This window comes from Paeniglutamicibacter sp. ZC-3, assembly GCF_025847175.2.
Classification (GTDB): Bacteria; Actinomycetota; Actinomycetes; order Actinomycetales; family Micrococcaceae; genus Paeniglutamicibacter; species Paeniglutamicibacter sulfureus.
On the sequence record NZ_JAOYTG010000010.1, the window covers coordinates 19325 to 31039 of the forward strand.

Consider the following 11715-nt stretch of genomic DNA (forward strand, 5'->3'; position numbering starts at 1 on the left):
CCGGATTCCCAAGCGGGTGGACGGCAGCTCCCTCCAACCAAGTTGGTGAGGCATCACACGGCCCTGTGATTCCCGCCCCAAGACACCTCCCGTTAACCTCCCGGTCCACCTGCCGTTCACCTGCCGTGACTACGGTGGGCGCGTACGTGCCGGCCGGGCGGCGGCGGACGCCTTGTCGGCGTACCGCCGGAGCATGGTTGGGCTCCATCGTCCTGGTCCGTCCCCTACAGGGGGCTGGGCCGAGCACCACTTCCAGAAAGCCACAGTGGAAACGACTCCCAGCATTGCCGACAATGGATCCACCGCCCCCTTGTTCCTGCCGCAGTACCCGGGCAGCGAATTGGCACCGAAGCCCCGCACCCTCATGGACATCCTTGAGGCCAGCGCGGCGGCCCACCCCGAAGCCCCCGCACTTGATGACGGCGAGCGCTCGCTGACCTACGCGGAACTGCTCGTGGCCGTCGACGAGATGGCCGGGCGACTGCGCGCAGCCGGACTCGGCGCCGGGGACCACATCGGCATCCGCATCCCCTCGGGAACGCGCGAACTCTACATCGGCATCCTGGCCACGATGAGGATCGGCGCAGCCTACGTTCCCGTCGATGCCGACGATCCGGAGGAACGCGCCCAACTGGTCTTTTCCGAGGCCAAGGTCGCCGCCGTCGTGGGCGAAAAGGGCAAGATCGCTTCCCTGCGCGAGACGGCAAACCCGGCGCCGGCCCGGGACGCCGCGCTGGGCGACGACGCCTGGATCATCTTCACCTCCGGATCCACCGGGACTCCCAAGGGCGTTGCCATCACGCAGCGCTCGGCGGCCGCCTTCGTCGACGCCGAGGCCAGGATCTTCCTGACAAGTGAGCCCCTGGGCGCCGAGGACCGCGTGCTTGCCGGCCTGTCCGTGGCCTTCGATGCCTCCTGCGAGGAAATGTGGCTGGCCTGGCGCCATGCCGCCTGCCTGGTGCCGGCCCCGCGTGCCCTGGTTCGTTCGGGCATGGACCTGGGTCCCTGGCTGGTGACCCGCGGGGTCACCGTGGTCTCCACCGTCCCCACACTCGCAGCCCTCTGGCCGGCCGAGGCCCTGGAAAACGTGCGCCTGCTGATCTTCGGCGGCGAAGCCTGCCCGCCCGAGCTTGCCGCCCGCCTTGCGGTTCCGGGGCGCGAGGTCTGGAACACCTATGGTCCGACCGAGGCGACCGTTGTGGCCTGTGCCGCGCAGATGGACGGCACGGATCCGGTGCGCATCGGCTTGCCGCTCGATGGCTGGGACCTTGCCGTCGTCGACGCCTCGGGCTTCCCCGTGGCCCCCGGTCAGAGCGGGGAACTGATCATCGGCGGCGTCGGACTCGGTCGCTACCTGGACCCGGCCAAGGACGCCGAGAAATACGCGCCCTTCGAAACCCTGGGCTGGGAGCGCGCCTACCGCTCGGGTGACCTGGTGCAGGCCGACCCCGAGGGTCTGGTCTTCCTGGGCCGGATGGACGAACAGGTCAAGCTCGGCGGCCGACGCATCGAATTGGGCGAAATCGATGCCGCGCTCCAGTCCCTGCCCGAGGTCTCCGGCGCCGCGGCAGCGGTGAAGACCACCGCCGCCGGAAACCAGATCCTCGTCGGCTACCTGGCCGCCGATCCCGCCTACGACACCTCGGCTGCGCGCGGGCGGCTGGCGGACATGCTTCCGGCACCGCTGATCCCGCTGCTGGCAATCGTCGACACCTTGCCCACCAAGACCAGCGGCAAGGTCGACCGCAACGCGCTGCCCTGGCCGCTGCCCGGAGCCACCGCCACCGGGCCCGAAGGGGTGCTGCCGGATCTCGGCCAGGACGCTGCATGGGTGATCGAGCAGTGGACCCGCGTGCTGGGGACCCCTGTCGGCAGCCTTGACACAGATTTCTTCGTCTCCGGCGGCGGTTCGCTCTCGGCCGCCCAGCTGGTCTCCGCCCTGCGCGTGCGCTACCGCACCGTCACGGTGGCCGAGATCTATTCCCACCCGCGCATCGGGTCCCTGCTCGAGGCCCTGGGCACCAGTTCCGGCGCCGAACCCGAGACCCGAATCGTCGAGCGCACCACCCGGCGCGCCCAGGTCTTCCAGACGCTGATGGGCATCCCCACCTTCATCCTGGTGGGCATGCGCTGGCTCGTGTACCTGGCCGCCGGCAACAACGTGCTCGGCGCCCTGGGGGTCTTCACCGACGCACCCAGGCTCTCCTGGTGGGCGGTGGCCGCCCTTTGGCTTGTCTTCGTCTCCTCCCCGGGGCGCATGGCGCTTTCGGTCATCGCGGCCCGGATGCTGTTGCGCAATCTCAAGCCCGGGAACTACCCGCGCTCGGGCAAGGTGCACCTGCGGCTGTGGATGGCCCAGCAGATCGCCGATCTGGTTGATCCCGTCTCGCTCGGCAACGCGCACTGGATCCAGTTCTACGCCCGCGCCCTGGGCGCGAAGATCGGCGCCGACGTCCAGCTGCACTCGATCCCGCCGGTCACCGGCCTGCTCACCGTGGGCCGCGGCGCCAGCATCGAACCCGAGGTCGATCTCACCGGCTACTGGATCGACGGGGACCGTGTCCATGTGGGCACCGTCGAGGTCGGTGCCGAGGCCACGGTCGGGGCACGCAGCACGTTGATGCCCGGCTCCGTGGTCGCCGACGGGGTGGAGCTGGCAGCAGGCTCCGCCCTTGCCGGAAGCACCAAGGCCTTCTCCTCCTACTCCGGCTCCCCCGCAGAACGCAGCGGCAAGTCCAAGCCCTCCTGGCCGCGGGAGCCGTTGCGTACCCGCCGGGTGCGCAACGCGATGTTCGCCGTGGCCTCCTCGGCCCTGGGCGCAATTCCCCTGCTCTCCATCCTGGGAGCCATCATCGCCGCTGCCTTGCTGCTGCGCGGCCAGGCCTCGCTGCACGAATCCCTGCTCCGGCTCACGCTGGCCGTCCCGGTGGCGGCACTGGCGTGGTTCGGCCTGAACATGCTGCTGGTGCTGGTGGCCACGCGCCTGCTGGGAATTCGCCTGCGCGAGGGCTGGCACCGGGTCGACAGCAGGATCGGCTGGCAGGTCTGGGCCACCGAACGCCTGCTGGACATGGCCCGCGACCTCCTCTTCCCCATTTACGCCTCGCTCTTCACACCCGTGTGGCTGCGCCTGCTCGGCGCCAAGGTCGGACGCAACGTCGAGGCCTCCACGGTGCTGCTGATCCCCAAGATGACCACCATCGGTGCCGGGGCCTTCCTGGCCGACGACACCATGGTCGCCACCTACGAACTCGGCGGCGGCTGGATGAAGGTGGGCCGGGCCAAGATCGGCAAACGCGCCTTCCTGGGCAACTCCGGCATCGCCGGAGCCGGGCGCCGCGTGCCGCGCAACGGCCTGGTCGCGGTGCTCTCGGCCACCCCCGCCAAGGCCAAGGCCGGGACCTCCTGGCTGGGCAGCCCGCCGGTGCGCCTGCGCCGCACCGCGGTGTCCTCCGACGATTTGCTCACCTACGCGCCGCCGCTGCGCCTGAAGTTTGCCCGCGCCCTGTGGGAAATCTGCCGGATCGTGCCCGTCGTGGTCACCGTCGGCGTCGCCGCGCTGGTGCTGGCGCTGCTGGACTTCCTGGCCGCCGAATACGGCTATCTGGCCGCGGCACTGCTCAGCGGCGCGGTGATGCTTGCCGCAGGTGCCGTCGCGGCAACCTCCGCGGTCGTCGCCAAGTGGCTGCTGGTGGGCCCCATCCGCCCGGGCGAACACGCCCTGTGGAGCTCCTTCATCTGGCGCAACGAGGTAGTTGACACGTTCATCGAAATGGTCTGCGCCCCGTGGTTCGCCCACTCCGCCGCCGGCTCCCCGGCCCTGGTCTGGTGGCTGCGGGCCCTGGGCGCGAAGATCGGCCACGGCGTCTGGTGCGAAAGCTACTGGCTGCCCGAGGCCGACCTGGTCACCCTCGGGGACTCCTCGACCGTCAACCGCGGCACGGTGGTCCAGACCCACCTCTTCCACGACCGGGTCATGGCAATTGATACGGTGGAACTCTCCGCTGGATCCACGATGGGCCCGCACGGGGTCATCCTGCCGGCAGCATCCCTGTCGGAAGGCGCCACCGTGGGCCCCGGTTCGCTGGTGATGCGCGGAGAATCCGTTCCCCCTTCAAGCTACTGGATGGGCAACCCCGTCCAACCCTGGAGCCAGCCGCGCGCATGAGCCACACCCAACAGACCGACACCTCCGCCGCCACCGAGGCTTCCTTCATCCCGGATGCCTACGTGCCCCGCTCCGGCAGCGCCGACTACCGTGTCACGCACTACGACCTGGACCTGGACTGCAAGCTCGGGGGCAACCGGCTCGACGGCAGGGCCACCATCACCGCCGTGGCCCTGGTCGAGCTGCACCGCATCAGCCTGGACCTGTCCGGGCTGCGGGCCTCCCGCTGCCAGGTCAACGGTGCCAAGGTGGCCCGGTCCACGCAGAAGGCCGGCAAGCTGGAGCTCCACCTGGTGACCCCGGTGCCCGCCGGGGAGCAGTTCACCGTGGAGATCCGCTACGGCGGGGTCCCGAATGTGCGCGATGGCATCTGGGGCGAGGTCGGCTGGGAGGAACTCACCGACGGGGTGCTCGTGGCCGGACAGCCCAACGGGGCCCCCACCTGGTTCCCCTGCAACGACCACCCCAGCCAAAAGGCAAGCTACAGGATCTCCGTCAACACCGACGCCGGGTACCGCCCGGTCTGCAACGGAAAACTCGTTGACCGCCAGCGGCGCTCCAGCCGCGAACGTTGGACCTACGAGGTCCACGAGCCCATGGCCACCTACCTGGCGACCATGCAGATCGGCCGCTACGAGCTGCGCTCCCTGGCCGGCACCGAAGCCGGTGCCGCACCACTGGGCGGACGGCATGCAGGTGCCCCGGTCCCGGTGCCCCAGCTGGTTGCCTCGAACACCTCCCAGCTGCGCCGGGTCTCCTCCGCATTGGCCGACCAGCCGCGGATGATGGAAACCTTCATCGAGGCCTTCGGCCCCTACCCCTTCGAGGACTACACCGTGGTGGTCACGGAGGACGACCTGGAAATCCCGCTGGAGGCGCATGGGATTTCCATCCTGGGCAACAACCACCTGCTCCCGGGATGGGAGCAGCAGCGATTGATCGCCCACGAGCTGTCCCACCAGTGGTTCGGGAACTCGCTGACCGTCGGGTCGTGGGAGGACATCTGGCTGCATGAGGGCTTCGCCTGCTATGCCGAATGGATCTGGTCCGAGGCCTCCGGCGGCCCGAGCGCCGATTCACGCGCCAGGGACGCTTGGGCGATGATTGAATCCCTGGAGCAGGACATCACCATCGGGGCCCCCGGGCCCAAGGACATGTTCGACGACCGGGTCTACAAGCGCGGTGCGCTGACGCTGCACGCCCTGCGGCTGGCATCGGGCGATCGTGCGTTTTTCGCGATGTTGCGGGCCTGGACCGGGGCCCGGCGCCACGGGACGGTCACCTACCGGCTCTTCCGGGACCACGTGGACGCGCACCTGCCCACCGCACTCTCCGCCGAGGCGTTCCTGAAACCCTGGCTCTTTGAAAAGGCGTTGCCGGCACTGCCTGCCCCGGCGGCAAACTGACAGCGGAGGGGGCTCGGCCCCACCGCCGTCGCGGTGCTCTTTTCACCGTATAGAGCCTGGTCACAAACCCCCTTCCGGGCACCCAATGTTCATCTTCCGTTCAGGGCGCGCGGATACGGTCAACCCCATGCAATTGCTTGATTTGGCCGCCCACGGCTACTCCGTCCGCGACGACGATGATGATGACGACCCGGTCCTGTTGACCTCCACCGGCGAAGTCGTGGACACCTGGCGGGAGGGCTACCCGTACTCCTCGCGCATGGACCGTGCCCAGTACGACCTGGAAAAGCGGCTGTTGCAGATCGAGCTGCTCAAGCTGCAGGTCTGGGTCAAAGCCACCGGGCGCCGACTCGTGGTGCTCTTCGAGGGCCGCGACGCCGCCGGCAAGGGCGGGACCATCAAGAGGTTCACCGAGCATTTGAACCCGCGCGGGGCCCGCGTCGTGGCGTTGGAAAAGCCCAGTGAACGCGAATCCACCCAGTGGTTCTTCCAGCGCTACATCGCCCACCTGCCGGCCGCCGGGGAAATGGTCCTCTTCGACCGCTCCTGGTACAACCGTTCCGGCGTCGAACGCGTGATGCGCTTCTGCACCCGGGAGCAATTCGACAGGTTCATGCACCAGGCACCTGCCTTCGAGCGGCAGCTGGTTGATGACGGGATCGTTCTGGTGAAGTTCTGGTTCTCGGTTTCCCGCCGCGAACAGCTCACCCGCTTCACCATCCGCCAGATCGACCCGGTTCGGCAGTGGAAGCTTTCCCCCACCGACCTCGCCTCGCTGGACAAGTGGGACGCCTACACCGAGGCCAAGGAAGAGACCTTCCGCAGCACGGATACCGATTGGGCACCGTGGACCGTGGTGAAGTCCAATGACAAGAAGCGCGCCAGGCTCGAGGCAATGCGCCACGTGCTGAGCCTCTTCGACTACGAGGGCAAGGATCACGAGCTCGTGGGGACCCCCGACCCGCACATCGTCGGACCCGCCTCGGCAGTCGTCGCCGACGGTGAGGAATTCTAGGGTTCGGTTTCCCCCGCTGGGATGCGGCGCTGGCCTGCAATTCGTGTGCGGTAAGTAGCGCCCTCGGTGGTCCGGTCCCGCGTGACACCGTATTTTCCTGCGAATCAGAACTTCTTAAGTATCGGGGCCTTGAGGGTTCGGTTCCGTTATCCGAATCCCAAGGGAGTTCTTGGTTCCCACTTGCCGAAGCTTGAGAGAATCACCGTCATTTCGCACGCAGCACGAAGAAAATAAAGCTCAAGAACGATTCCCTGCCTTCGAATTGAGGCGGGACGAGTTCCGGGGGCGCATCGGCAGAGAACGGTGGTTCACTGACTACCTCGATCTGGAATCCGGCCTTGGCAAATGCGTCCGTCATTTCGTGCAATGGTCGATGCCAATATGTGAGGATCGCCGGTTGGCCATTGAACGTGTGCTCATCTGAATACTTCGTGAGCTTGAAGTAGTCGGAACCGGGGTTGGTCCATGGGTAGAGGATCGGATGGTTGACAGACATGATGAGTCGGCCTCCGGGTCGCAGTACTCGCCGTATCTCCTGTAGCGGACTCAGCCAGTCTTGCAAATAGTGAAAAACCAGCGAGGAAACCACGTCATCGAACGTTTCCTCGGCGAATGGCAGCGGCTGGCCGAGGTCGGCTGTCAGCAGATCTGCTTCCGCACCAAGTCTTTTCCGGGCAAGGCTGATCATTGCTTCACTGGAGTCAAATCCTGTCACGCTGGCGCCGCGATCACGGAGCGCCTTCGTCAGCGGCCCGGAACCGCAGCCAGCATCTAGAATTCGACGATTACGGACATCCCCTGCGAGTTTTATCATCGCCGGCCGTTCGTAGAATCCATTGATCAGACTGGTTTCATTTTCAGTCGAGTACGCTTCGGCAAAGCTGTCGTAATCGGTGTCCTGCGTCATAAACCAATTCCTCCGGACCTCAGAATGGGGGGCTCATTTATATGAGGCTAACAGCCTTCCCGCATTCCCACGGATAAAAATAGAAACGACACACTCACCTGAAATTAAGCTTTCGGGACGATCCTCTTTCAATATTCTGAAAGTCCAATTCCTCCCACTGGTTCCCGTTACAGGACGGCCATGGCGCATGACTGGGTTCCTTGCGACACCGTGATTGGGCGGATGGATCATGACACGACAGCAACGCCGTCGATTCCGGTTCGTCCCGGCCTGGTCAGTGATCCCCGATTCCGCCGGACCCTCCCCGTGCAAGTCGTCAATTCAATTTGCGAAGAGTCTCATCATCTCGTCAAGAGTTGCGCAGGAACCAGGAACGCCCACGCCGGAGGCCCTTGGCCAACCTGTCGACCGCGTGAGCCGACTCGGCCGACCCGACGTCGGAAAACGACCCCGTCCCGCCATACAAGCTGAAGGCTTTTGCAGTGGCCGCACGGAGATCGCGCCTGTCCGCGACGCCGACGAACAGCTCGTGGAGCCAGCCGGCAGCGTGGCTCCGCTGCTTGTCGCTTTCGGAGCGAGCAACGGTGCGGACTTCGGCGATTGCGGAGAGGATTTCATCGCGGACAGTTTCAACAGCCCATCGTTTGCTACTCATGGAACAATCCTACGGATCACACCGAGCTGGGATGCTACATTCGGCGTCGAAAACCACACGCTAGGGTGGTCACATGATGACAATCATTTCAGCCCCAGGGGATCTCATCGTGGCAACCAAGGATGGTGTCGACGTGCGGTTCGCCGGGGTTGAGTCGATTGCCGACGCTCCGTTTTCCGCAACTGAATGGTTGGGAAAACAGGGAATAAGACTCCACCTCGAAGGGATCCGCAGTCCCGAAACCCAGCGCCGCGACGAACACCACGTCAAGGAAATATCGCAGTGGGCAAACCTGAGGGAACGTGATGGGGCGGAAGCAGCCGGAGACGCACCGGCGATGCCCGGTCAGCTAGTTCTTGGCCCTGTTGGAGCGGATATCTCGGATGATTTAGGAACCATCTATCGATGGTCTGCCGGACAAGTCGCAGGAAGCGGGTCCGATTGGGATGCCACCTGGGTGTATCTTCCGGAACCTCCTGCTGCTGCCCGATTCCTACGCATTGAGTTCACTCTCGATGGAGAACCAACGGGAAAAATATGCAAGGTGCAGCTTGGTTAACGTCCAAAAATCTTTCGACAAGTGTTCCTGGCGTCGACGCCAAAGGCAACCAGACAAATAGGATTCGCTGTGCTGGCGGGGTGCTTTCTCGCAGCATTCTGCCTTGGTGCGGCCCTGTTGATTTCGGGTTTGGCGGTCGCCGTTGTTGGTGTCATTGCTTTTTGCTTCGCCCCCCGAATACATTCGAAGCTGGCGGGCAGGGACTGGAAATGCCATCCGAAACTTTTCTCTGGAAGGCCCCCCTCCGGGTGTGATCGTACGGCCTACTGGTAGGAAACGAACCACGGCTTCGGATCTATGTCGAAGGTCTGCTTCGGTGTGAACGTCGGGGAGTCCTCGTCGATGAAGTTCTTCCACGCCATCCTGATGCCGTCGGGCAGGTCACGGCGCAGGCTCTTCCACGTCTCCATCTTCATCCCCGGCGTGCCGTTGCCGTCTGCATGCAAGACCATCGCAAGTTCGGGGTGCGAAGTATCCAGTGCGGATCGGTTGCGGATCATGCTCAACTTGAACTGGTGCAGGATGACGACCTTCTGCGGCAGGTGGTGCTTGCGCGTCAGCGCAGCCAACCAATCGTTGGTGCGGTTGAGCTCAGCGGCATCCACGGAACCGATTTGGACCATGTGACGCTGGCCGGGCTTGAGCCGCCACTCGGGGTCGTAGGCAATGCCGACGTTGGGGTAGACCAGCAACTTTTCATAGTGCTTGGCCTGGGTCAGGAAGTCGTTGCGACCAGGTTGCAGGTCAAGAACCACATATACCCCTGCCTTCTCGGCCGCCTTCACCCATGACTCGAGTCGTTCGAGGGGAACGTAGCTGGAGTACTTCCCGTCCTTGCCCGCGGACGCCGCGGCGACGGTCGAGATGATCTCGAAGGCCGGCACGACCTTCTCCTTGCTAAAGGGCTGGTACTCCGCGGCGTACTTTTTGGCGAGCTTGATGGCCCCATCGACGTCCTGTTCGCCGAGCAGACCCAGTGAAGCCGTCCCGGGCGTCCCGTACAGCGCGACCATGCGCCGGTCCGGAAACACGATCTGCCCGCCGCCTGGAAGTTGCATTCCTCCGGCAGCCGTTGCCGCCAGGGCAGAGAATTCCGCGGCTTTCCCGAAGCCGACGCCGATCGCGTACAGCTCCGAGTCCGCGTGTTCCTGGAAAAATTTCTGGTTCTTCGCAGCCCGTGGGTCAGGCGAGGCCATGGTGTGGAGCTCGGCCCCCGCGGCTTGGGCCGTGACCAGTGCCGGACCTGCCGCTTCCGCGGCTTCTTCCCCCGAGCGAACGACGACGGCGAAGCCGGAATCCGTGTTTCCCTCGACCGGGTCAATGTCTGGCAGATCGGCATCGGGTGCCGCCCCGTCGACAACTTCCAGACTCCCCGCCAGTGAATCCGGCACAGTTCCGTGGGCAATGAGGGTACGTGCGCCCAGACGCTCCAGCTCGGCGGAGAAATCTTGCCGCTCCGTTGCTTCGTCCGGTGCGTCGCCAGGTGCCACGAGCAGCGGGACGCCGAGTGCGCGGGCCTGACCGGCGGCGGCTTCCTGCCCGCCGTCATTGCCCAGCACGACGACTGCGGGTGCCTTTTCGAAGAACACCTCGCTGGCTTTCAGCGCCATCTCCGCGGGGTTGCCGCCGATCTGGCCGATGCCAGCCTCGGCCCCGGCCAACACCACGCTGTCTTGGTTCTCCTGAGCCTTGGCACCGACAGCGCCGGCGTCGTCCCCCGGATCCGCTGCGGTGCACCCGGCCGCGACCAGGGCAAGAACCAGCCCGGAAGCAACCGCAGCGAGGCGTCCCCTTGCCCGAATCGTCATATTTTTACCCCCGCGTCGATCATCAGCCAAAGATTTTCACCGGCATCGTTTTATCGTTCCTTCAACAGAAAGCGCCCTCGAAACCGTTGGAGAGGCTTCAACGACGACAACCACTAAAGGAGAACGATCACCATTAATGACACTAGCAACAACTTCCGTTGTTACCCCAACGAGCTGGCTGGCACAAGATCCGGTAAAACTTGAGCCGGTGGATAGGAGGCCTTGGCCATGCTCTTACGCCGAGGGTGGGACGACTGACTCTCTGGAGCGCGGGCTGGACGGGGCCATCGCGAATCAGGACTCGGCGTCCGCCGCGTCAAAGGAATTGTTCTTGAGGATGGGTAACGTCCCGTGTAACAAGGGGACAAGCAGTTCCATATTGGCCAACATAGATTGAAGGCCCGGCCAATGGGCCAGCGGGCATCCTGCCACCGCACCGAGTCGCATGGCGATTCTGTCCCGCTCCCACGAGATGCTTTCCATTTGAGGCTCGCGTCACGCGGTGGGTTTTGTCCTGCAGAAGGTTCCGCTATCGGAATTCCACAATCTATAGATCCCGGCGTCTCCCGGTCGCCAAGGGGTGATTCGGTCGCCCACAGACCAGCGGATGCTGCATGTGCAAGACTGAGCGGCATGACTTTAGACAAGAAGCTGGACAGGATCTTCGCTGCCCGAGACCGGGCGAACATGCAGCCGACCATCGATGCGTTGCTTCCCCTGCTTGCTTCGAATCCCGGGAATGCGCGAGTGCTCTACGAAGTCGGAGGGGCATATGACACTGCTGGCAAGGAAGAAACAGCCCTTGGATTTTACGAGAACGCCCTCGCTGCTGGCCTCAAGGGCGATCTGCTCCGCCGTTGCTATGTCCAATACGGGTCAACCTTGCGAAACGTGGGACAGTACGCAAAGTCCAGCGCGGTCTTCGCGACAGCTCGCACTGAGTTTCCCGGGTCCCCATCGCTGGGGGTGTTCGAAGCAATCACCCTCCACGCAGCAGGCCGACCAGATGAAGCCATTGCTTCGCTGCTTGATGTGGTGGTGGACTTCGTTCGCTCTCCGGACATCGATAGATACAAGTCGGCGATCAGTGGGAACGCGGCCTATCTCCGCTCGCTGGATGGACGAGGTACACCCCCGGTAGTTGAGTCCCGCTGAAGGATCCCGAGGGCAAACTCGCGCTACCTGGTCCGTGAAACG

Annotated in this window: 8 protein-coding genes; 5 read left to right on the plus strand and 3 right to left on the minus strand. The window is 64.6% G+C overall.

The annotated features are described in order from the left end of the window. Positions 1–364: 364 nt before the first annotated feature. The 3 genes from OIU93_RS11740 (at position 365) to ppk2 (ending at position 6589) form a co-directional block, all read left to right on the plus strand. Positions 365–4168, plus strand: coding sequence for a Pls/PosA family non-ribosomal peptide synthetase (locus OIU93_RS11740; RefSeq protein ID WP_264270363.1), 3804 nt, complete (start codon positions 365–367; stop codon positions 4166–4168). Next, the gene (locus OIU93_RS11745) at positions 4165–5574 is read left to right on the plus strand and encodes a M1 family metallopeptidase (protein ID WP_264270263.1); all 1410 of its coding nucleotides are present in this window, start codon (positions 4165–4167) and stop codon (positions 5572–5574) included. Before OIU93_RS11740 ends, OIU93_RS11745 begins: the two co-directional genes overlap by 4 nt. Positions 5575–5701: 127 nt before the next feature. After that, a complete protein-coding gene (gene ppk2 / locus OIU93_RS11750) occupies positions 5702–6589 on the plus strand; it encodes a polyphosphate kinase 2 (RefSeq protein WP_264270264.1) in 888 nt (295 codons plus the stop codon). Between the two features lie 205 nt (positions 6590–6794). On the opposite strand, the gene OIU93_RS11755 is transcribed toward ppk2, so the two are convergent. Both OIU93_RS11755 and OIU93_RS11760 read right to left on the minus strand, forming a co-directional pair. Continuing rightward, a complete protein-coding gene (locus tag OIU93_RS11755; protein WP_264270265.1) occupies positions 6795–7496 on the minus strand; it encodes a class I SAM-dependent methyltransferase in 702 nt (233 codons plus the stop codon). Between the two features lie 349 nt (positions 7497–7845). Further along, the gene (locus tag OIU93_RS11760) at positions 7846–8151 is read right to left on the minus strand and encodes a hypothetical protein (protein ID WP_264270266.1); all 306 of its coding nucleotides are present in this window, start codon (positions 8149–8151) and stop codon (positions 7846–7848) included. A 73-nt stretch (positions 8152–8224) separates the two neighbouring features. Between OIU93_RS11760 and OIU93_RS11765 the strand changes: the two genes are divergently transcribed. Continuing rightward, a complete protein-coding gene (locus OIU93_RS11765; protein WP_264270267.1) occupies positions 8225–8710 on the plus strand; it encodes a hypothetical protein in 486 nt (161 codons plus the stop codon). 263 nt (positions 8711–8973) lie between these two features. Here OIU93_RS11765 and OIU93_RS11770 read toward each other — a convergent pair whose 3' ends face one another. Beyond that, complete coding sequence (locus tag OIU93_RS11770; RefSeq protein ID WP_264270268.1) at positions 8974–10518, minus strand: hypothetical protein; 1545 nt, start codon at positions 10516–10518, stop codon at positions 8974–8976. A gap of 633 nt (positions 10519–11151) precedes the next feature. On the opposite strand from OIU93_RS11770, the gene OIU93_RS11775 reads away from it, so the two are divergent. Beyond that, positions 11152–11673 carry a tetratricopeptide repeat protein gene (locus OIU93_RS11775; RefSeq protein WP_264270269.1) on the plus strand — a complete coding sequence of 174 codons (522 nt, stop codon included), beginning with the start codon at positions 11152–11154 and terminating at the stop codon, positions 11671–11673. Positions 11674–11715 lie beyond the last annotated feature (42 nt).